Source organism: Streptosporangium sp. NPDC002721, from assembly GCF_042888905.1.
Classification (GTDB): Bacteria; Actinomycetota; Actinomycetes; order Streptosporangiales; family Streptosporangiaceae; genus Streptosporangium.
Window position 1 is genome coordinate 41,160 of sequence record NZ_JBIAQI010000024.1, and the last position, 20,719, is coordinate 61,878.

General features: G+C 73.2%; 19 protein-coding genes and 1 pseudogene. 7 read left to right on the forward strand and 13 right to left on the reverse strand.

Features of this window, described 5'->3' with window-relative positions; genetic code table 11:
• Positions 1-56 precede the first annotated feature (56 nt).
• Both ACFYWM_RS31065 and ACFYWM_RS31070 read left to right on the forward strand, forming a co-directional pair.
• Complete coding sequence (locus tag ACFYWM_RS31065) at positions 57-1,028, forward strand: LacI family DNA-binding transcriptional regulator (protein ID WP_389920800.1); 972 nt, start codon at positions 57-59, stop codon at positions 1,026-1,028.
• Positions 1,025-1,978, forward strand: coding sequence for an aldose epimerase family protein (locus tag ACFYWM_RS31070; protein ID WP_389920802.1), 954 nt, complete (start codon positions 1,025-1,027; stop codon positions 1,976-1,978). Before ACFYWM_RS31065 ends, ACFYWM_RS31070 begins: the two co-directional genes overlap by 4 nt.
• Here ACFYWM_RS31070 and ACFYWM_RS31075 read toward each other — a convergent pair.
• On the reverse strand, positions 1,971-2,936 hold the full coding sequence (locus tag ACFYWM_RS31075; protein ID WP_389920805.1) for a hypothetical protein: 966 nt from the start codon (positions 2,934-2,936) through the stop codon (positions 1,971-1,973). The genes ACFYWM_RS31070 and ACFYWM_RS31075 overlap by 8 nt on opposite strands.
• Before the next feature lie 335 nt (positions 2,937-3,271).
• Between ACFYWM_RS31075 and ACFYWM_RS31080 the strand changes: the two genes are divergently transcribed.
• On the forward strand, positions 3,272-4,525 hold the full coding sequence (locus ACFYWM_RS31080; protein WP_389920808.1) for a flavin monoamine oxidase family protein: 1,254 nt from the start codon (positions 3,272-3,274) through the stop codon (positions 4,523-4,525).
• On the opposite strand, the gene ACFYWM_RS31085 is transcribed toward ACFYWM_RS31080, so the two are convergent.
• The 7 genes from ACFYWM_RS31085 to ACFYWM_RS31115 form a co-directional block, all read right to left on the reverse strand.
• On the reverse strand, positions 4,495-5,919 hold the full coding sequence (locus ACFYWM_RS31085; RefSeq protein WP_389920811.1) for a cytochrome P450: 1,425 nt from the start codon (positions 5,917-5,919) through the stop codon (positions 4,495-4,497). The genes ACFYWM_RS31080 and ACFYWM_RS31085 overlap by 31 nt on opposite strands.
• A 309-nt stretch (positions 5,920-6,228) precedes the next feature.
• A complete protein-coding gene (locus ACFYWM_RS31090; RefSeq protein WP_389920814.1) occupies positions 6,229-6,993 on the reverse strand; it encodes an SDR family NAD(P)-dependent oxidoreductase in 765 nt (254 codons plus the stop codon).
• Positions 6,993-8,669 carry a JmjC domain-containing protein gene (locus ACFYWM_RS31095; protein ID WP_389920817.1) on the reverse strand — a complete coding sequence of 559 codons (1,677 nt, stop codon included), beginning with the start codon at positions 8,667-8,669 and terminating at the stop codon, positions 6,993-6,995. The genes ACFYWM_RS31090 and ACFYWM_RS31095 overlap by 1 nt, the downstream gene beginning before the upstream one ends.
• The gene (locus ACFYWM_RS31100; protein ID WP_389920820.1) at positions 8,666-9,460 is read right to left on the reverse strand and encodes a SagB family peptide dehydrogenase; all 795 of its coding nucleotides are present in this window, start codon (positions 9,458-9,460) and stop codon (positions 8,666-8,668) included. Before ACFYWM_RS31100 ends, ACFYWM_RS31095 begins: the two co-directional genes overlap by 4 nt.
• A 37-nt stretch (positions 9,461-9,497) precedes the next feature.
• Positions 9,498-10,766, reverse strand: a complete 1,269-nt coding sequence (locus ACFYWM_RS31105) for a YcaO-like family protein (RefSeq protein WP_389920822.1) — start codon at positions 10,764-10,766, stop codon at positions 9,498-9,500.
• A 158-nt stretch (positions 10,767-10,924) separates the two neighbouring features.
• Entirely contained in the window at positions 10,925-11,854 is a 930-nt protein-coding gene (locus tag ACFYWM_RS31110) for a TOMM precursor leader peptide-binding protein (RefSeq protein ID WP_389920825.1), read from the reverse strand.
• A 4-nt stretch (positions 11,855-11,858) separates the two neighbouring features.
• Complete coding sequence (locus tag ACFYWM_RS31115; protein ID WP_389920828.1) at positions 11,859-12,272, reverse strand: hypothetical protein; 414 nt, start codon at positions 12,270-12,272, stop codon at positions 11,859-11,861.
• Positions 12,273-12,411: 139 nt separating this feature from the next.
• Here ACFYWM_RS31115 and ACFYWM_RS31120 point away from each other — a divergent pair.
• The 3 genes and pseudogenes from ACFYWM_RS31120 to ACFYWM_RS31130 all read left to right on the forward strand — a co-directional run.
• A pseudogene (locus tag ACFYWM_RS31120) lies at positions 12,412-12,633 on the forward strand (Rieske 2Fe-2S domain-containing protein); the annotation flags it as partial.
• Positions 12,634-12,777: 144 nt separating this feature from the next.
• Positions 12,778-13,335 (forward strand): hypothetical protein, encoded by a 558-nt coding sequence (locus tag ACFYWM_RS31125; protein ID WP_389921088.1) that lies wholly within the window; start codon positions 12,778-12,780, stop codon positions 13,333-13,335.
• Positions 13,332-14,240 (forward strand): alpha/beta fold hydrolase, encoded by a 909-nt coding sequence (locus ACFYWM_RS31130; protein WP_389920830.1) that lies wholly within the window; start codon positions 13,332-13,334, stop codon positions 14,238-14,240. Before ACFYWM_RS31125 ends, ACFYWM_RS31130 begins: the two co-directional genes overlap by 4 nt.
• A 20-nt stretch (positions 14,241-14,260) precedes the next feature.
• Here ACFYWM_RS31130 and ACFYWM_RS31135 read toward each other — a convergent pair whose 3' ends face one another.
• The 4 genes from ACFYWM_RS31135 to ACFYWM_RS31150 all read right to left on the reverse strand — a co-directional run bounded on the left by ACFYWM_RS31135 (position 14,261) and on the right by ACFYWM_RS31150 (position 19,246).
• Positions 14,261-15,811: an acyl-CoA reductase gene (locus ACFYWM_RS31135; protein WP_389920832.1), complete on the reverse strand. Its 1,551-nt coding sequence runs from the start codon at positions 15,809-15,811 to the stop codon at positions 14,261-14,263.
• Complete coding sequence (locus ACFYWM_RS31140; RefSeq protein ID WP_389920834.1) at positions 15,808-17,070, reverse strand: hypothetical protein; 1,263 nt, start codon at positions 17,068-17,070, stop codon at positions 15,808-15,810. The genes ACFYWM_RS31135 and ACFYWM_RS31140 overlap by 4 nt, the downstream gene beginning before the upstream one ends.
• A gap of 458 nt (positions 17,071-17,528) precedes the next feature.
• Positions 17,529-18,173: a LysE family translocator gene (locus ACFYWM_RS31145; protein ID WP_389920837.1), complete on the reverse strand. Its 645-nt coding sequence runs from the start codon at positions 18,171-18,173 to the stop codon at positions 17,529-17,531.
• A gap of 161 nt (positions 18,174-18,334) precedes the next feature.
• Positions 18,335-19,246, reverse strand: a complete 912-nt coding sequence (locus ACFYWM_RS31150) for a LysR family transcriptional regulator (protein WP_389920839.1) — start codon at positions 19,244-19,246, stop codon at positions 18,335-18,337.
• A 75-nt stretch (positions 19,247-19,321) separates the two neighbouring features.
• Here ACFYWM_RS31150 and ACFYWM_RS31155 point away from each other — a divergent pair, with 75 nt between their 5' ends.
• Positions 19,322-19,846: a cysteine dioxygenase gene (locus ACFYWM_RS31155; protein ID WP_389920842.1), complete on the forward strand. Its 525-nt coding sequence runs from the start codon at positions 19,322-19,324 to the stop codon at positions 19,844-19,846.
• Positions 19,847-19,970: 124 nt separating this feature from the next.
• Here the strand turns inward: ACFYWM_RS31155 and ACFYWM_RS31160 are convergent, their stop codons facing one another.
• Positions 19,971-20,717 (reverse strand): PspA/IM30 family protein, encoded by a 747-nt coding sequence (locus ACFYWM_RS31160; RefSeq protein WP_389920844.1) that lies wholly within the window; start codon positions 20,715-20,717, stop codon positions 19,971-19,973.
• Positions 20,718-20,719: the final 2 nt, after the last annotated feature.

The following is a 20,719-nucleotide window of genomic DNA, read 5'->3' on the forward strand; positions in this document are numbered from 1 at the left end:
ACCGCTTGCACTAATGTGCTTCAGGGCCCGGTGCCGGCCCAGGGCGAAGGAGCATGGTGGCAGCGACGATCAGGGATGTGGCGCGGGCGTCGGGAGTGCACGTCTCGACAGTGTCCCGCACCTTCTCCGCGCCGCATCTGGTGAACACCGAGACCCGCAACCGCGTGCTCGCCGTCGCCGAGGATCTCGGCTACCGCCCCAACCGCGCCGCGCGGGCCCTCACCACCGGCAGGACCCACAACATCGGCCTCATCGTCGCCGACATCTCCAACCCGTTCTTCCCGCCGCTGATCAAGGCCGCCCAGGCCCACGCCAGGGGGCGCGACTACCACGTGTTCGTGGCCGACACCGACGAGGACCCGCAGGTCGAGGAGGAGCTGATCCAGACCCTCGCCAAGCAGGTCGACGGGGTCCTGCTCTGCAGCCCCCGCCTGTCGAACCGGGTCATCGAGCGCCTCCACGCCGACGTGCCGTTCGTGGTGGTCAACCGGCGGGTGAAGGGCATGCCGACGATACTGATGGACGTCGGCCAGGGCGCCCGCCTCGCGATCGAGCACCTCACCGGCCTCGGCCACCGCAGGATCGCCCTGCTGCTGGGGCCGAGCGGCTCCTGGACCAGCGGCGAGATGCGCGCCGCCGCCACCGCGACGCAGGGCGTCGAGCTGGTGATCCTCGGCCCGAACGCCCCCACCGAGCAGGGCGGCCTCGCCGTCGCCGCCGAGGTCGTCGCCTCAGGGGTGACGGGCGTGCTCGCCTACAACGACCTGGTGGCCATCGGTCTCATCGAGGGCCTGTACGAGCGAGGCGTGCGCGTCCCCGACGACGTCAGCGTGGTCGGCGTCGACGACATCGTCCCGGGACGGCTGAACCGGCCCAAGCTGACCACCGTGGCCATGCCCACGGCCGCCGCCGGGCGGATGGCGGTGGACCTGCTGCTGCAGTCGTTCGGCGACGGCGCCACCCCTACCCTGGCCACCCTGGACACCAGCCTGGTCGTCCGTGAATCCACCGGAGAGGTGCGCACATGAGCTTCGGAACCACCCCCTCGGGCGAGCGGGTCGAACGGCACGTGCTGTCGAACGGGCCGATGCGCGCCGCGATCCTCAGCTACGGGGCGATCCTGCAGTCGCTGGAGGTCTCCGGCCGAGACGTGGTACTCGGCTACGACAACCTCGGCGACTACCTGACGCGCAGCCGCTACTTCGGGGCCGTGGTCGGCCGGTACGGCAACCGCATCGCGAACGGGCGCTTCACCCTCGACGGCCGCGACCACGAGCTGCCGGTCAACAACGGCCCCAACAGCCTGCACGGCGGGCCGCACGGCTTCGACACCCGGGTCTGGCGGACCACCGAGGCCTCGGACACCGCCGTGACCCTGGAGCACGTGAGCCCGGACGGCGAGCAGGGCTACCCCGGCACGCTCACCGCCTCGGTCACCTACACGCTGACCGGCGACACGATCCGGCTCGACTACCACGCGGTCACCGACGCGCCGACCGTGCTGAACCTCACCAACCACTCCTACTTCAACCTCGCCGGGGGCGGCGACGTCCTCAAGCACGTGGTCCGCATCGACGCCGACCACTACCTGCCGGTCGACGCCACGCTGATCCCGACCGGGGAGATCGCCGCGGTCGCCGGGACCCCGTTCGACTTCACCTCGCCGTACGAGATCGGCGAGCGGATCGCCGACCCCCGGCTGGGCGGCGGCTACGACCACTGCTACGTCCTGCGCGGCGGCATCGAGGTCCGTGACCCGGCCGGAGGGCTCACCATGGAGGTCACCACCACCGAGCCGGGCGTGCAGTTCTACTCGGGCAACTTCCTGGACGGCGTCGCCACCGCGTACGGCAAGCACGCGGGCCTGTGCCTGGAGACCCAGCACTTCCCCGACTCGCCCAACCAGCCGCACTTCCCCTCGGTGGTCCTGCGCCCCGGCGAGCGGTTCGCCTCCACCACTACCTACCGCTTCACCTGACGGCTCCGGGAGCCCCGCCCGGCTCCCCGGTGGGCCCTCCGGTGGGCCAGAAGTAGAAGGTCAGCGAGGGGCGGCGCGGGTCGCCGCCCAGCGCGACCAGTCCCAGCCTGACCCCGGCCCCGCGGACCGCCATCGCCTCCCGCAGGCACAGCAGCGGGCGGAGGTCGTGCTCGTACGACCTCCGCAGGTGTCCGAGCAGCTCCGCGAGCCCCGCCGGGTCGTCCCACCCCCACGCGGCGCAGAAGAAGAAGATCTTCTGCCGCGTCGCGGTCCCGTCGTGCGACACCTGCAGGAAGAGCGACCGGTCGGTGGGCCTCGGCCGCGACGCGCCCGCGAAGAGGTCGTGCAGCCGGACGGCGGGGAGCAGGTCCGGGTGCGTCCCCGCGCGCTTGCCGAGCGTGCGGCCCCGGCTCGCGGGCAGCCACTTGTAGGTCTTCCACGCCGTGGGCTCGCCGCCCGCGAAGTCGTACCCGATCACCTCGACGGCGCCGGGAAGCCCGCAGCCGTGCAGGCGCTCCGCCCGCCCCAGGGTCTCCACCAGCGAGGGAAACCTGGCGGCGAGCTCGTACGGGCGCAGCCAGCCGGTCCTGAAGTAGACCGTCCCGCGCCCTCGGCCACCGGCCTCGTAACCCAGCCCGAGCATCAGCGGCGCCGGGAGGTCGGCGGGGGCGCCGGTCAGGTGCGCCTCGAACAGGCCGGACATCCGGGCGGCCTGCTCGCGGGTGGAGCACCCGGCGACGTACCGGGCCCGCGCCAGGGAGTCCGCCCAGTCGCCGAGCCGGTGCCCGACCAGGTCGACGACGCAGCGCAGGGACGGGACACCCCGCTCGTCGAGCTTCAGCGAGACCTCGACCGGCACGGCCGAGCCGGTGAGCAGGGAACGCCGCCGGTGCTCCCCGGTGACCCGCAGCAGCTCGTACGTGACGGCGCCCGCGTCGTCCCGCACGCCGAGCCGCACGGCGAGATCCCCGAACGCGGCGGCCAGCCGCTCCGTCGGCTTGAGGCCTGTCGCCTCCGTCGGCGTGAGGCCTGTCGCGTCCGTCAGAGGGGGTGCCGGTTTCGCAAGGCGGGGGGACCGCCCCCCTGTTACGGTGCTGCTGTTCGGAACGCCGCTGCTCAGGATGTCGCCCTTCGCAAGGCCGCCGTTCGGAACGCCACTGTTTGGAACGCCGCTGTTCGGAACGGTCAGGGCCTGACCGTCGCCCGTCCCGTTGGTGCCGGGCGACGAGCCGCTCCCATGGGGAAACGGGGGAGTGGAGGCCACGGTTCTCTCCTCGGATCGGGTGGGGCACGGTGACGGCCGAGACAGCCGACGTGGTGGTCATCGGAGCGGGTGTCTCCGGGCTCGCCTGCGCGAGGGAGCTGTCCGCGCGGGGGTTCGGCGTCGTGGTCGTCGAGGCCAGGCCCGCGATCGGCGGCAGGGTCCGCACCCTCAGGACGGGCCTGGCGGGACCGGTCGAGCTGGGAGCCCAGGTCGTCCACCCGGCACACTGCGACGCCTTCGACGCGCTGCTCCGCGAGGCGCGGATCACCACCGCGCCCATGGAGACCGCGGCCGGGTTCACGGTCGTCTCCGAAGGCGCGCACCACGACTCCACCGCCCTCGCCGCGCGGGTGCGCCCCCTGCCCTGGGCCGCCGAGGCCGGGCTGTACTCCTCGCGGCCGCTGTCCGGCACGGTCGACCGCGCGCTCTCCGGCCTCGTCCCGCCCGCCCGCGCGCTGGCGCGCTCCTGGATGGAACAGGTGGTGGGACACGACCCGGCGCTGCTCGACCTGGCGGAGACCGCCGCGTCGTACCACGGCCGGGGGCGGGGCGGGGAGCGCGTGGTCGTGGACGGGTTCGACCGGGTGGTCCACGCGCTGGCCGGAGGGCTGGAGATCCGTACGGGATCCCCGGTCGAGCGGCTGCGCCGGGGGGCCGGGGGCGTGGAGGTCGCGACCGCCTCGGCGGTGATCCGCGCGCGTGCGGCCGTGGTCACCCCACCCCCGCCGGTGGTCGCCGCCGGGGACCTCGTCCTCGACCCGCCACTGCCACGGAGCAAGATCGAAGCGGCCGGGGTCCTCGCCTCGTGCGACGCCGTCGCGGTCGTGCTGGTCACCGCCGTCCCCGCCGCCCGCTCCCGCTCGTTCCTGCTGGTCGACCCTCCCGGGGGCCTCTGGACCCGCCGGGCCGGTTCGCGCCTCACGACCGGCCACGTCAAGGGCCCCTCCGCGCGGCTGGTACGGCGGCCCGGATGGGAGAGCGACCTGATCGGATCGCTCAGCTCCCACCTCGGAGCCGTCGACGACGTGCTCGTCATGGACTGGGGGCGCGACCCGTGGTCGCGCGGCGCCTACAGCGTTCCGGTGGCCGGTGCCGGGGCCGCCTCCGCCACGTGGGCCGAGCCGCTCGGCGGGACCGTCTTCTTCGCCGGGGAGGCGTCGGCGGCACCCGGCCTGCGCGGCCTCGTCCAGGGCGCGCTGGCCGGTGGCCGGAGAGCCGCCGCCGAGGTGGCTCTCAACCTGTCCGGCGGCCCTCACGACCAGCGCACCGGCAGGGACGCGTAGCCACGGGGGACGGTGCCCGGCCGGCGGACGGCGGGCGCGCCCGGCCTCGGCTCGGCCCCGCATCCCCGGACCGCCGCGACCAGCAGCCGTGCGAGCAGCCTGACCAGGGGAGCGCCGAGGCAGGTGTGCGGTCCCGCCCCGAAGGACAGGTGCGGGTTGACGCGGCGGCCCAGATCGAGCCGGTCGGGGTCGGCGAACCTCGCGCCGTCGCGGTTGGCCGCCCCGAGCAGCGGCACGACGCCGTCCCCCCGGCGGATGGACCGCCCGCCGACGACGACATCCTCCCTGGCGGTACGCGCGGTGAACTGGATGGGCGGGTCGATCCTCAGCAACTCCTCCACGGCCCTCCTCTCCGGTGACCGGGTCTCTTCGGGTGAGCGGTTCCCTTCCGCTGACCGGGTCCCTTCGGGTGACCAGATCTCTTCAGGTGGCCGGTTCCCTCCCGGTGGCCGGTTCCCTCCCGGTGGCCGGTTCCCTCCCGGTGGCCGGTTCCCTCCCGGTGGCCGGTTCCCTCCCGGTGGTCGGGGCTCTTCCGGTGACCGGGTCCCTTCCGCTGGCCGGGTCCTTCCCGACGGCCAGGTCTCCGGAGCCAGGTTCCTCTCCGGTGACCGGCCGAGGTTCGCCAGGTCGTGCCAGCGGCCCGGTTCGGCGAGCAGGGCGGCGACGGCGTTGGTGATCATGTCGGCGAGCGGCTCGACGCCGCCGACGACGAGGAGACCCGCCGTGGCCATCGCCTCCGCAGGGGCGAGCAGCCCTTCGGCGTGCCCCCGCGCCAGGACGGTGAACGCGTCCGGGCGCGGGTCGGCGATCCTGGCGAACAGATGGTCGGCGAAACGGTCGCACATCGCCGACATCGCCTCCTCCCCGCGCCCGGCCGGATCGGCGAACGGGTCGAGGTTGCCCGCCACGGCGTCGGCCCAGCCGCCGAAGTCGGGCAGGTCCTCGTCCGGCAGCCCGAGGAAACCGGCGATCACCCGGAGGGCCAACGGGCGGGCGAACTCAGCGGCGAGGTCGATCTCCCTGCCCGCGCCCGCCGCCTCGCGGACCTGCAACACCCACGCGGTGACCAGCGGGACGAGCGCGCGTTCGTGCTCGCGGAGCGCCCGAGGCCGGAACGCGGGCGACGCGGCCCGCCGGAGCCTGGTGTGGTCGGGCGGGTCGGTGTTCAGCATGGACACCGGCAGCGCCGTGTGTCCCTGCCGCAACCGCTGCCCCTGCCGTGCGGAGAAACGGGCGTCGCCGAGCACGGCCAGGCAGTCGCGGTGCCCGGTGAGGAACCACAGACGGGCCCCCGGCACGAGACGCACCGGATCGTGCTCGCGCATGGCGCGGTAGACCGGATAGGGATCGGCATGGATCTCCGGGGCACGAGGGTCGTACACGGGCTCTGTCATCGGTGCCAATCAGCGTCAATCGGCGTCATTTGGTGTCGGCCGGTGTCATCCGGTGTCGGTCGGCGCGGCCCGGTGTCGGTCGGTGTGGTCCGGCGCGGCCCGGCGTCGTGCGGTGGGGGCGATGCGCCTGGTGTCGTGCGGTGTCATCCGGTGTCATCCGGTGTCATCCGGTGTCATGGGGTGGGTGGGCGGGATGGCCCGGTGGTGCCGGGCGCCGTCTGGTTTCAGGACGTGGCGGTTCGTGGCCGGGACATGGTCAACGCAGGGTCGGTGCGGGATCAGTGCGGAGTCAGTGGGGGCGGCGCGGGGTCAGTGCATGGTGAGGCCGCCGTCGACCGTCAGGACCTGGCCGCTCATGAAGTCCGAGTCGGAGGAGCAGAGGAACAGCATGGTGCCGACGAGGTCGCGGGGGTGCTGGTGCCGTTTGACGGACTGGTACTGCAGGATCTCCGTCACGGCCTCCTCGCCCGCCGGAGTGAGCCGGCGGTCCGGGAGGTCGGGGACCACCGCCCCCGGGGCCAGCGCGTTCACCCGGACGCCGTGCTCGCCGTATTCGCGGGCGAGGGCCCTGGTCAGCCCGACCACCCCCGACTTGGCCGCGATGTAGTGGGCCATGTTGGACAGCCCCGCCCACACCAGGTTCGTCGTCACGTTGACGATCACGCCGTGCCCCTGCTTCCGCATCACCGGCAGCACCGCCCGGCAGCACAGGAACACGCTGTCGAGGTTCAGGGCGACCACCCGCCGCCAGGCGTCGTGGTCGATGTCCTCGAACGCCACGTGCGGGTAGCTGCCCGCGTTGTTGACCAGCACGTCGACGCCGCCGAACCGCGACAGCACGGTGGAGGCCATCCCCGCGGTCTCGTCGGGAGAGGTCACGTCGACCCCGAGGGGATGCGCGCGCTCCGCGCCCGCCCGCTCGTTGAGCCAGGTGGCGAAACCGGCCGCGCCCTGCCCGTCGATGTCGCACACCACGACCCGGGCGCCCTCCTGGACGAGGGCCGTGCAGTACCAGCGGCCGATGCCGTTGGCCCCGCCCGTCACGATGACGACGCTGTCGTCCAGCCTGCCCATCAGATCCTCTCCCGCTCGTCGTCCGGCTCGTCGTCCGGCTGGTAGAACATCAACCGGTTCCCGTCGATGTCGCTCGCCTCCAGGAACCGCGCGACGCCCGCGACGTCGCGGGCGCGGGCCGGTGGGGTCGTGCCGTCGCCGTCGAGCAGCTCGCGGACGCGTTCCAGGTCGTCCACCCGGAAGTCGAGCACCGCCCCGCCGCTCACCCCGGCGGTGGGGATCTCCGACAGCCCGATGCTCACCCCCGCCACCGGGGACGCCAGCTCGATCCAGCCGAACTCGGGGATCCTGGACAGGACGCGGCAGCCGAGCACCCGTTCGTACCATCCCGCCGCGACCTCGGCGTTCGCCACGGTCAGCACGCACTGCAACCTGCGGTCGTCCGCGTCGGCGGCCGGGGCCCGGGCGGCCGTCCGGGCGGCGGCGCTGCCCGGGGTGACCGAGGTCGCCACCGGCAGGTCGCCGTCCAGTGACAGCGCCCTGAGCGCGTCGATCAGCTCCTCCCGCCGCTCCGCCAGGAACCCGGCCACCGTGCCCGTCGCGTCGTCCGTCGCGTCATCCGTCGTACCGCTCGCGGTGCCCGCCACCGTGACGCACGCCTTCCCGGAGCCCTCCTCTGGCAGATCCCCGGACGGCTTCCCGGGCGGGTCCCCGGACAGACCCCCGGACAGACCCCCGGACAGACCCCCGGACAGACCCCCGGACAGACCCCCGGACAGACCCCCGGACGGCCTCCTGGCCGTTCCGCCGGTCGCGGGCAGGCCCGAGCGCCAGGCCTCCCGCTCCTCCAGGCGGGGTCTGACCGCGTCGGTGAGGAGCCTGAGGACGTCGGCGGGGGCGAACGCGATGTTGACGGCGAGGGAGTGTCCCACCGCCTTCGCGCTGTGCCACGTCCCCGCCGGCAGGCACAGGACGTCGCCGGGGCCCAGCAGGACCTCGGCGAACGTCTCCTCGGCGATCTCCGGCCGCTCCCAGGGGCGGACCGAGCTGGGAGCCCGCCCGATGTAGCGCACCCCGCCGTCCGGACCGGCGAAGGCGTTGCCCAGCGGGAACGGGACACCGGGCGCCCGCGAAAGGCGCCAGCGCTTGTGCCCGTCCAGCTGCAGCGTCGTCACGACGTGGGCGTCGAAGTGGGTGTTGAAGCCGTAGCCGTGCGGTGAGAGATAGCACTTGACGCTCGCGTCGCCGTGGTGGCCCAGCTCGTCCTTGAGCCGGGCGGCCAGCTCCGCGACCCGGGGGGCGGCGCGCTCGATGGGCTCCACGCAGATCGAGGCGCCCCGACCGAGATGCCCGGCCACGTCGGCGGCCTCCACCGCGACGTGCGCCCCGGCGGCGCCCCCGTCGCCCTCGCGGTCGCCGCTGGCGCGGATGAGCAGGCCGAGCTCGTGCTGGCGGCTCACCGCCTCGCGCAGGTCGGCCAGGGTGAACAGGTCGCGGAACCGGTCGGCGGGCCCCCGGACGTGCAGCGGCCTGCGCTGCCAGTACGCGGCGCGGAACACCTCGGGGTCGAGCGGGTGCACCAGCGAGGCCAGCGTGGAGGCGCCCTGCCGCGCGGGACCGGGGGCGACGACGGTCAGTGGCCAGGAGCCCGTGGTCCCGGCCGCCTCGCTCACCCCGGCCGCCTCGCTCATCCGGGACGCCCCGGCCGTCTCGCTCATCCCGGACATCTCGGTCATTCCACCTCCCGGGAACCGAGGAGAAGGCTGTAGACGACCGACTCGTGCAACCCGTCGAAGCCGAGCAGGTCGTCGAGCTCGCGGTCGAAGTAGCCGCCGACGGGCACCGCCGCCAGGCCGCGCCCGGAGGCGGCCAGCATCGCGTTGTGCACGGCGTGCCCCGCCTCGATGAGCACGAAGCGGTAGCCGCGCTCGCCGTACTTGAAGGCGGAGCGCTGGAACACCGCCGACACCAGCACCACGGCCGGTGCCGAGGCGACGAGCTCGGACTGGACGAAACAGCTCCCGGCCTCGAACTCGCCCAGCTCGTGCAGCTCGTGCGCCGTCGGGTCGTAGTGGTAGAGCCCCTTGACCAGCCCGGACACGTCGCGGGCCCAGAGATACAGCTCCAGGGGGTACAGGGCGCCGCCCGAGGGGACGGCGCGGAAGGGGCGCGGGTAGCGGCCGTCGGCGTTGGGTCTCGTCACCCCGTACGCGCACCGCAGGACCTTCGACACGTCGGGCAGCCCCACCGGCCCCCGGCCGAACCCCCGCGCGGACTCGCGGCCGATCAGCGCCTCGTCAAGACCGATCTTGGAGGGCGGGAGCTCGTACGGGAGCGCGACGCGGGGACGGTCGCGGTACGGCTTCGTCTCGCGCAGCCCGTTCATCGCCGCGACGACCGTGCTGTCGGCGGGGTGCCTGTCGAAGTACAGGTGGGGGGTGGCCCGGCTCGTCTTGGAGTTCTCGTGGTAGCTCTCCCAGACCGCCTCCTCGCTCTCCTCCAGCAGGAACGCGTCGACCGGATGCATGGTGGCCCTTCCTCGTCGGGGAATCGTCGGGGAATCGTCAGGGGAACGGGTGGGGGTGCGGGTTGTCCTCGCCGGGGGACCAGCCGGGCAGCGAGGTCAGCCGCCACCCGCCCGTCGCCCGGTTGGAGTGGCCCATGTGCAGCGGGTGCAGGCCGGGGACGACCACCCGCACCACCGACAGGCCGAGCTCCGCGACGTCCGGCGTCGTGAGGTCGCAGGCGATCACGTCCTCACCGGTCGCCGCCACGCTCGCGACGAGCGTGCGGAGGGACGGGTCGCGGTCGCCGGACAGGTCGAGGTCGGTCTCCTGGGGGGAGCTCCAGGAGAAACGGGCGTACTCCTTGGACTCCTGCGGGCAGTAGTAGCGCAGATGGGCCCGCTGGCCGTCGACGGCCGGGTGGCCGGACTCCACGTCGACGGGGACGGGCGGCAGGTAGTCCATCACCTGGACGGAGAACTTCCGCGTGTGCGCCAGCTCCTCCAGGCTCTTGCGGCAGGCGACCTCGGCGTCGGGGTGGGAGGCCGCGGCGAAGGCGAGGGCGGGTGACGTCCGGGTGAAGCCCTCCGCGATCGTCATGACGGACGGGCAGTCGACGTCGGTGCCGATGTCGACCATGTGCACCACCAGCCCGACGTCCTCGAAGCGCCGCACCAGGTCGGTGAGGGAGTCGGGCAGGCGGTCGAGCCTGATCCGGGGACGGCTCAGCCGCCCCTGCCACATGAGCGTGAACGCGTCGCGCTCGACGACCTCGCACAGGGCCGACAGGGTGGCCTCCTGGACGGAGGACCCGCAGGCCAGCCCGGTGGAGATGGGCTGGGCGATCGGCGTCTCCGCCCGGTAGTGGTAGGGCACGTGGACGAAGGCGGCGGGCAGCAGGATCTCCTCCCCGGTGACCAGGGAGCGGCCGCGCGTCCAGGCGACCCGGGTGGCCGACGTGAACGGCCGCCAGGGGAAGCCCGGGGTGGCGTACTGCTCGGGCCGGTAGAGGGCGTAGGTGCCCGGCGGGGTGGCCGGGCCGTCGAGGTCGTCGTAGGCGGCGACCAGGAGGTCGTCGTAGGAGAAGCAGGCCGAGCAGTAGCGCTCGACCGCCTCGCCGACCGCCTTGGCCAGGGCCCTGCGCCGGTCGGTCGCGGCGCCGCCGTTGTTGCCGAAGTTCTTCAGGAAGCCCATCGCCTCGGTGGAACAGGCCTCGGACAGGTAGTGGACGAAGCGCGGGTCGTCGTCGTCGATCCGCAGCTCGGTGATCTCGCGGACGATGCCCGTGCGGGGATCCACGAGATCCGTCCACGCGTCGAGCAGATCCATCGGCCTCCTTCTCCGGCGATCCCGGTGACCGTCTCCCGGCGTCTCCCGGTGACTCCGGTGATCGCGCTGGTGTCTTCTTCCTTCGCGTCACCGCCGACCCGTGACAGGCCCGGACCGGCCAGGGATTTCACCACGGGTTCGTACGGATCCGCCGCCGGTCACTCGGAGAGCTGGGAGCCGTGAGTGATCACGGGTGCGCTCTGCCTGGCCGTCCCGCCGCAGTCGGGACAGCGCGGCACTCGCAGCACCCGGCGCACGGCCGCGCGGAACGGCACCAGGCTGACCTCGATGACCCGGCCGCACGCGGTCACCGGCAGGCCGGTGAGGTGCTTGACGGCCTCGGTCGCCGCGATCTCCCCGGCCACCGAGGGAATCGAGGGCAGGAACCCGGCGCCGGGCGAGCGCTGGCCGCGCAGCATCGCGTGGGCCTCGCGCCACACGTCGCCGGAGTCGATCCTGAGCAGGTAGCAGCGCAGGCAGGCGGTGTCGAAGGGATGGGTGAGCGGGCCGACCCGGATGACGAGGTCGTCGATCCAGACGGGCAGCAGGACGGCGCGCGTGTCGAGCGCGCGCCGCGCCACGTCGACGAGGGCGGGGTCGGCCGGGCCGTCGGCCGCGGCGCACCAGAGGTCCCAGCCGTCGTCACCGGCCGCCGGGGTGGGGCGCGTCCCGACGCGGCCCACACCGCACGCCACCAGCGACCGGGCCAGCGCGTCGGCGACCTGGCCGGTGCCGGTCACGAACACCGACGACTTCGCGATCTCACCGGGCCCGTCGGGGGACAGCCGCGCCATGCTCGCCCAGAACCGGGCCACCGGGTCGTCTCCCGCGTCCTCGCCGAGCAGGCCCCGCGCGTGCAGGGTGACGGCCACCTCGCGGGCCTCCTCCCGCTCCTGCGGGGGGAAGGCGTCGACGAGCTCGTCCAGCGAACGCGATCCGTCCGCGAGCTCGACGATCCGGGTGAGCAGGGCGCCGACTCCCGGTGCGGCCAGCCGCACCTCCGTCAGCCCACGTTTCACGACGGCCTCGTCGGGGCCCAGGTGGGCGATCCGGAGCTCCCGGCCGCTCAGCGGTTCCTGTGTCGCCAAGGCGCTAGGAGGCCGTGGAGGTCATGTCGGCCACCGCGCAGCAGCAGCAGGGCGTGCAGCAGCAGCACGAGACGTCGACGCTGCTCACCGTGGCCCTGCGGCTGACGAGATCGCTGCCGACGGAGCGCTTGAACTCGAAGAACACGCCTTCCAGGTCCTGCAGGTCGTCGACGCTCAGGGACGCGACGCGGCGGTTCGTGGTCGGGATGCCGCTGAACTCGGCGGCGAGGTCGTTGAGGTCGTGGACCGTCAGGTCGCGGATCCTGGGCAGCTGCTCCAGCTGCTCGGGGGACGCGAGGCCCAGGTCGGCGACGGTCCTCATCCGCTCCTTCTTCCGGAGGTTCTCCGCGCGCTGCAGGTCGTCGGGATCTCTCCCGGGCGCCGCGGGCAGATCCTTGAAGGGATTGTTCTCGGTCATTCGAGCCACCTCTTTCGGTTGGTCGCCGTTCCTGTACCGTAAACTTTTGTAGCTTGACAGGCAATGGCGAATAATTATTCGAGAATACGTTTCCATGGTGAGGTAATCGCGGTTTCGGACCAATCAAAAGGAGGGGGAATTGTCGATCTCCCCGGGGTGGACGCAGCTGGCGTTCGGCGCCGATCTCGGTGACGACGTCACCGCCCTCGACCTCGCCGGCCGCTCGCTGATGGCCGTACGAAGCGGTGATGACGTGGGGGTTTATGACGCGACATGTCCGCACAGAGGTGCCCATCTCGGGCACGGCGGAAAGGTCGATGGAAAGGCAATTATTTGCCCTTTTCACGGACACCGAGTGCAACTGGGAGGTGAGAGTTCCGGCCGTTTCCGGACCGACCGCCATCGCTCGGCGCTCCGGGCCGGAGGCCTTTTCGTGCTGCTCGACCCGTCGTTCGACACCGGGCTCGAATATTTCCTGACAAACTTACAGAAAAGCCACAGAATCGTGTCGGGATTCTCGCTGCCCGTCAAGGTCTCGGCGGAATACGTCATCGAGAACGTCTTCGACGCCGACCATTTCGCTCCCGTCCACGGGCTCGGCGGGCGTCCCCGGCTGACCGTCCGCCCGGCGGAGGGCGGGGTGCTCTGCGTCGAGGGGGACCTCGACATGGCGCGTCCCAACCGCTGGCAGGCGGGGGAGGCGGGAGAGCCCGGGGGCGACCCGGCCAGCGCCCACTTCCGGGCCCTGGTGTTCAGCCCGAACCTGGTGGCCACCGAGCTTGGGCCGCCGGACGAGCCCAACGTCGTCATCACCGCGGCCACCCCGGCGGGCGACGGGTCCTGCGTGGTCAGGGTGACGGTCGCGGTGCCCGCCCGCAGGGCCTCCGGCTCCCCGACCGTCCGGGAGATCGCCTCGCTCGTCGGCGGCAGCCGCACGGCGTTCGAGCAGGACATCCTGATCTGGGAACACCTCGACACCACCGTCGTCCCCCGCTACACCGAGGGGGACGAGCTCGTGCGCGCCTACCGGTCCTACTGCCAGAGGTTCCAGGGGGCCCGATGAGCGTCACCCGGCCTGACCCCTCCGGCGTGCCCCCCGTCGAGGGCGGCGACTGGGACGGCCTGGCCGTCACCGCGAGCGGCGCGGGGACCGGGGTGCTGTGGCTGCACGGCTACACCATGAGCTCCGCCATATGGCCGCCGCTGTGGAAACACCTGCCCGGCCACCGGCACGTGGCCGTCGACCTCCCCTGGCACGGGCGCTCCCGGCCGCCGCGCGACGGCGAGGACCGCGCCGCGCTCGCCGACCTGCTGGTGGGGCGCGCCCTGGACGCGGGCGTACGGCATGTCGTCGCCCTGTCGTTCGGCACCGTGGTGGCCCTGGAGATGGCGCTGCGCCACCCGCGCGCGTTCGCCTCCTGGACGCTCGCCGCCCCGTCCTACGCGGGCGGCCCGCGGGACCGGACGGTCGAGCGCCACTACCTCGACCTGCTCCTGGCGCACCGCGGCGCGGGTTCGAGGGCGCGGACGACCGCGCTGTGGCTGTCGTGCGTTCCCGTCTTTGGCGGGGTCGCGGCGCGGCCCGAGGCGTGCTCCGCGCTCGCCGCCGTCATCGGCGAGCACGCCTGGGGCGAGCTCGACGGCACCGGCCTGCGTCCCCTCCTGGAGCCCCGGCAGCCGGTGGCCCGCCTGTCGGCGCTGGCCGCCCCCCTCCTCGTGCTCGTGGGCGACGGCGAGATCCCGGCGCACCGCGCCTGCGCGGAGACGATCGCGGCGGCGGCCCCCCGGGCTCTCCTGCGGGTCCTTCCCGGTACGGGACACCTCGCCCTGCTGGAGGAGCCGCGCGCCGCCCTGGAGCTCGTCGGCGCGCACCTCGCCGCCGCCGACGCCACTGCCAACACCGGCGCTGACCCAGACACCGACACCGCCGCCGACACCCACACCGCCGCCCGCGTCGACCACGGCTGACCGGTCCCGGCCGGGGCCGGTCAGCCGTTGACCCACCTGACCAGCCGGTTGAGCACCCGCATGCCGTCGTGCGGGCGTCCGGCGTATCCGTGCTCGGCCGAGCCCAGCGGGACGACGTTGTCCACCCCGCACGCGGCGACCGCGTCCCGCAGCGCGAGCCGGGTCTCCTCGGGGGCGATCCCGACCGTCGAGACGGCCGGTCCCAGCAGGGGCAGCGCCCGCCGCAGGTCGTCGACCGCGCGGACCAGGACGAGCCGCGAGCCGGGGTGCCGCGCGAGGTCGAAGGCGCCGTCGACCAGGACGACCGCCGACGACACCTCGGGCCACTCCCCGTTGACGTACCAGCGCCCGGTGCCGAGCAACCCCCTGCGCAGCCGGGTAAGGCGTTCCCGCGCCTGCCGCGAGGGCCGGTGCGGGAGTGCCCTGTCCCACTCGGCCAGCACCCCGGCGAGCGTACGGGCGTACGCGTCGGCCGTGGCGGCGTCGCACTCCACGACGTGCAGCAGCGAGGACGTGCAGGCGGCCTGGTTGGCGATCAGCGAGTCGACCGCGGCCAGGCGGGCCGCGGCCTCCGGGTCCCGGCCGACCAGGGCGGCCCCGATCATGCTCAGCGAGAACCGGGGGCCCATGACCAGGGTGTCGGTGCTCCCGCCGCGGGCCGCCACGCTGCCGACGGTCTCCGCGGAGCCCCAGACGACCCGCCGGTCGAAGGCCCCGTCGGCGAACAGGGTCGCCTCCACCCGCCGGTCACCGCCCCGCCAGTACGCGAGCGTCGTGTGCCTGGCCAGCGGATGGCCGGGGTCGGTGTCGCGCAGCGCCGTACCCAGCGCGGCCACGAGCGCGGCGGCCTCGGCGGCGGGTTTGATCACACCGGCCCCCTTGGTCGCCCACGCCCACAGCAGGGAGACCACCGGGACGACCGGGGCGTTCCCCGCGGTCAGGTGGAGTTGCCTGGTGGGGAACGCGCGCAGCGCGGGCGGCGTCTCGTGGGCGTGACCCGCCATGCGCGCGGTCACTCCCCGTACGGGCGCCTCGCCGACCTCCCGCCAGGTGTCGAGCGGGTTCGTACCGAGGTCGCGCTCGATCATGCGGCCGACGGCGTCGCCGTCGAAGAGCGCCGGGAGCTGGGCGAGGAAGGCGCGGTGCGCGCGGTCGGTGACCAGCGAGGTCGCCGCCAGCAGCGCTCCCGCCTCGGTGGCCTCGGGGCGGCCCGCCAGCAGCGCCCGCCCGACCGCGTCCACGAAGGAGAGCACCTCGGACACGGGGGTGCGCGCGAGCTCCAGCAGCGCCCCCGCGGAGTCGGGTTCGAGCAGGGAGGCAGGGTCGGGGGCGGGCAGCACGAGCACCTGCGTCTCGCCGGTGAGAGCGAGCGAGTCGCGGTCCACCACCGGCCGCCCGATCAGGTAGCAGCCGTCGTCGCCCGTCCCCTGAACGTGGTGCGACCCCCGTTCGGCGACCGCCAGGCGGACGTCACCCACCCGGGGCCAGGGGGGCATGACGAGCTCGCCCCGGATCACGGCGGGGAGCCGGACGATCTGGGCGCCGGCGACGGTGCGGGCGTCGAGCGTCATCGGGCCGTTCCCCCCGCCTCGTCCCCGGCGGCGCATCCGCGCTCGCCCGCGCCGGCGGCACGGACGATCGGACCGGCCAGGGCCGGTCCCGCCAGGCCGCATCCGCAGGGGTCGCGGCGGAGCCGGACGGCGTCCCCCGTGACGACGAACCCCGGGTAGGACAGCGCGAACGGGTCCAGCACGGCCAGCACGCCCTCCACGTCGTCGCCGTCGACGGGGGTCAGGAGCCCGTCCACGACGACCGGTTCGACGCAGGGAGGGATGTGGTAGCGGTCGTTGACGCAGCCGGGGAAGACCGTGTTCAGCTCTGAGGTGGAGTAGGTGTCGACGTACCGCTCGCGCGGCACGCCGAGGTGTTCGGACAGGCGTTCCACCAGGTCCTCCCGGGGGATCGCCGTGCGGCCCTTCCAGCCGCCCCCGGTGACGACCTGGCTGCCGGGGGGCAGCCGGATCCGCCGGGCCGCCGACGAGAGGTGGGCGAGGAGGCCGGAGAGTTCCGGGGGCGTCCCGAACACGAGCACGGGCCGTTCGGCGCCCTCCAGGAACCAGGCCGCGGCCTCGTAGCCGGGAGGCGCTCCGCCGGGGCGGGCCGGTGCCTCGCCGGCGAGGGAGCCCGGGTCGAACGGGGCGGCCCGCAGCCGGTGGACGCGGACGGCTCCCGAGGCCAGGCCGGTCGCCCCCGACTGGATTCCGGTGCCCAGCCCGGGGGCGACGAGCTGGAGGAGGTCGTAGCCGCCGGTCGCCGGGGTCCAGGGCAGCCGCACGCCGGAGGTGGCGCGCAGCGCGGCCAGGGTCAGGCGGTCGCGGGGGACGAGGGACGGCCGCCCGCCGGTACCGCTGGAGAACGTGACGTACACCCCGTGCCGCTTCAGGGCGGCCCGCCACTGGTCGACGTCGCCGGCGTGCGGGCCGGGATCGGCGAGCCGCTCGACGAAGATCGACCCCAGCCAGCGCGTCAGCTCGGACAGCCCTCCCCGCAGCCAGGCCGGGTCGTAGCCCTTGAAGAGCTCGTCGGTGACCAGAAACCGGTTGCGGATGTCGGCGAGGGTGACCGTCCCGGTGGAGGACGACTCGCCGACCAGCGCCGCGTACGCGGGGATGGCGGCGGCGTAGCGGTGGTGGTTGCCGACGAGGGCGGCCTCCCTGAGCCTGGCCGCCAGGCCCTCGTCGATCGCGGCCCCCGAGGACCAGAGCCGGGCACAGACGAGCAGGGACTGTACGGGGGAAACGGCCGTCAGCCGTGAATTCGGACCGGGCACCGTCCGATCGTCGCCCCTATTCGACGGCCTGACCACCCCCGCGAGCCGCGAATGCTCGCGCCGTTGTCAATCGGTGGAGATGGTAAGTCGATATTTAACAGGAAATGTCATGGAATTCGCCTGCGGCGCCGACGGCGTCGACAGGCGAGAGGGCCGTGATGTGCCGGATGTGATGGCCGTGGGGCGGCTGATCTGCGCGTATCCCGTACGTCTCCCGTACGCCCCGCGAGAGGGGTCATCGCCCCGAGCCGGTCGGCGGGCGACGGATCGGTTCTCGCGGTGGAGCGGGATCCCGCCCGGCGCGAGCATTCACCCCAAAGGGCGACTCGCTCGCATTTAATAACAAAAACGCTAGTTGTTGTGACATCAATAGATTGTCGAGAATCGAACAACCGGCGGGGAGCGTCTCGGCGCCACCCGGTGCCCCACGGTGAAGGGCGCCGGGACATGCCCCGTTCTCAGGCCCTGGCCGTGGAGTGCTCGCCGCTGAGGGCGGCGGCGGCTCCCAGACCGAGGTAGACGACACCGCTGGTGACGTCCAGGCGGCGGCGGGCACGGGCCGAGCGGCGCAGGCGGCCGGCCATGGCCGAGGCGAGCAGGGCGAAGGCGCCGTCGCTGGCCACGCCGAGCACCGTCCAGATCAGGCCGAGCAGCACGATCTGCGGGGCGATCGGCCCGGCCTCCGGGTCGGCGAACTGCGGCAGGAAGGCGAGGAAGAAGATCGCGGTCTTCGGGTTGAGCACGTTGACCACGAAGCCCTCCCAGAACATCCGGGACCTGGTGTCGATCCGGGGCTCGAAGGACTCCTCCCCGTTCGAACGGGTCATGAGCTTGCGCACGCCCAGCCAGACGAGGTAGGCGGCACCGAGATACTTCACGATCGTGAACCCGGTCGCCGAGGCGGCGAGCAGGGCGCTGATGCCCAGGGCGGCGGCGGCCACGTGGACCAGCGAGCCGAGGTGGATGCCGAGCACCGACACCAGCCCGGCGGACCGGCCCTGGGCGACGCTGCGGGTCACGATGTAGAGCACCGCGGGCCCCGGGACGAGCAGCAGGGCGAGGGTCGCCGCGGTGAAGAGCGCGAGAGCTGGCAGATCCGGCATGTTCGGATCGTAGGCTCACCGCTTTTCCCGGCGCCTCACATTTTCGCCGCCGTACGGCCCCCGCCCGAGGCGGGGCGTCCGTGCCGTCAAACGGTTAGGAGGGCTCGGCCGAGCCGTCGGAAGGGTCCGGCCGAGCCGTCACGAGGGTCCGGCCGGGAGGATCACGAGTGTTCCACCAGGGGCCGCGAAGATGTCACCGGCAGGGGCCGCGAAGACGTCACCGAGGTGAGGGCGGTCAGCAGGGCGGTGGTGGCCGGGGGGTCGGGGGGCTCGCCGTAGGTGGCGGCGTAGACGTGGCGGGTCGAGCCGGGAAGCTCGGTCGTGCTGATCCTCGGGTGCCGGTGGGCGTGCAGGGCGAGCCCCGGCAGTGCGCTCACCCCGATCCCGGCGGCGACCAGGGCCTGGACGGCGACGACGTCGTCGGTGGTGAAGGCGATCTCCGGCTCGAAGCCGGCCCTGGCGCACAGCTCCAGCAGGTGGGTCCGGCACCGGTCGCAGCCGCCGATCCACCGGGAGTCGCGATAGGAGGTCAGCTCACCGGCCGGACCCGCGGTGATCAGATAGCTGGGGTCGTCCATCAGGTGGAGCAGCCGGATCCCGTCGGCCTCGGGGGCGGTGTCGTCGTAGCGGAAGATGACCGCCACGTCCACGTAGCCGGCCTTGAGCATGCGCAGCGCGTCGGGGGGCTCCGTCTCGGTGAGCCGCAGTTCCAGGCCGGGGTGCCCCCCGGCGAGGACGGCGGCGGCCTCCGGCACGAACGTCCCCAGGGCGGAGGGGAAGGCGGCGAGCCTGACCCGCCCGGCACGCAGGCCCACGTGCGCCGACAGTTCCGCGGACGCGGAGTCGAGACGGCCGATGATCTCGGTGGCCCGCTCGGCGAGCAGCCGGCCCGCCTCGGTGAGCCGGATGCCCCGGCCGACCCGCTGGATCAGCTTGGCCCCGGTCTCGGCCTCCAGCTTCGCGAGGTGGTGGCTCACCGAGGGCTGGGAGTAGTGCAACTCCCTGGCCGCCGCGGTCACCGAGCCGTGCCGGGACACCGAGGCGAGGACGCGAAGGCGCACGATATCGAGCATGTATTAACTTTATCTATGTATAACCGGGAAGATGGGCATTAGACGTTATGGATCTCCCCGTCGCATCCTTGAGACATGACAACCTTGACGCTCACCCGCCCGGGCCTGGCCGAACTGGTCGCGGGGGTCCGGCACCTCCTCGACCCGTCCGCCGACCCTCGGAGCACGGCCTTCGCCGTAGCCGGGATGCTGCGTGAACGGCTGCCGTCCCCCGAGATCCTCACCGAGGAGGAGCGCCTCGGCGACCCCGACCACTACGTCGGCCACACCCTCCACGCCGAGAAGGACTTCTCGATCGTGGCCGTGGTCTGGCGGCCCGGACAGAAGACCGTGATCCACGACCACATCGCGTGGTGCGTGTTCGGCGTGCTGCAGGGCGTGGAGTACGAGACCCTCTACCGCGACCACGGCGACCACCTGACCGAGATCGGCAGGGCCGCCAACCAGACCGGTGAGGTGAGCGGTTTCGCACCGCCCGGTGACATCCACCGCGTCCACAACACGGGTGACGAGACGGCCATCTCGCTGCACATCTACGGGGCCGACCTCAGCGCCGCCCCCACCAGCGTCCGTCGCGTCTACGAGCTGCCCGTCCGCTGAACGGAGCCATCCCGTTGAGCAGGGCTGAACAGGGCTGAACAGGGTCGTCCCGCGCCCCGCCCGTCCGGTGAGCGGGGATCAGGGGCCCGGCTTCCCCATCGAGACCGAGCCGGGCCCACCCCCCTTATTTCCCGACCTCGGGCTTCCCTTCCGGGTCCAGGCTCCTCCTGATGGCCTCCAGGCGGGCGGCGCCCTCGGCGTCGAGGGCGGCGCGCTCGACCTCGATCATCCGGGCCTCCACGGAGCCGGAGGTCAGCTCGGCCTCGCCCAGGGCGCGGGCGTAGCGCTTCTCGATCTTGTCGCGGACCTCGTCCATGGTGGGCGTCTCGCCGGCGGGGGTGAGGCCGGACAGGTCGCCCATGGCCCTGTTGAGCTCCTCCTGCATCTTGGCCTGGTCGAGCTGGGAGAGCAGGCGCATCCGCTCGGCGATCTTCTTCTGCAGGGCCATCGCGTTGGTCTCGACCGCGGCCCGCGCCTGGGCCGAGGCTCGCGCGGCCCGCTCGTGCGCCAGCCGCGACTCCCGCTGCGCGCCCTCCGCCGCCACCAGGCGCGAGGCGAAGGCGCGGGCCGAGTCCTCGTACGACAGGGCCTTGCGCTCGTCGCCCTCGGCCCGGGTCCGCTCGGCCAGCAGGAGGGCCTGGCGGGCGTTGGCCTGCAGCCTCTCGGTCTCCTCCATGGAGCGGGCGAGCCTCATCTCCAGCTCGCGCTCGTTGCCGATCACCGCCGCGGCCTGCTCGCTCAGCCGCCGGTGCCGCTCCTTGGCCTCCTGGACGGCCTGCTCGATCTGGACCCGGGGGTCGGACAGCTCGTCCAGCCGCCCGGAGAGGGCGAAGACCAGATAGCGCCAGGCCCGACGGACGACCTTGAACATGA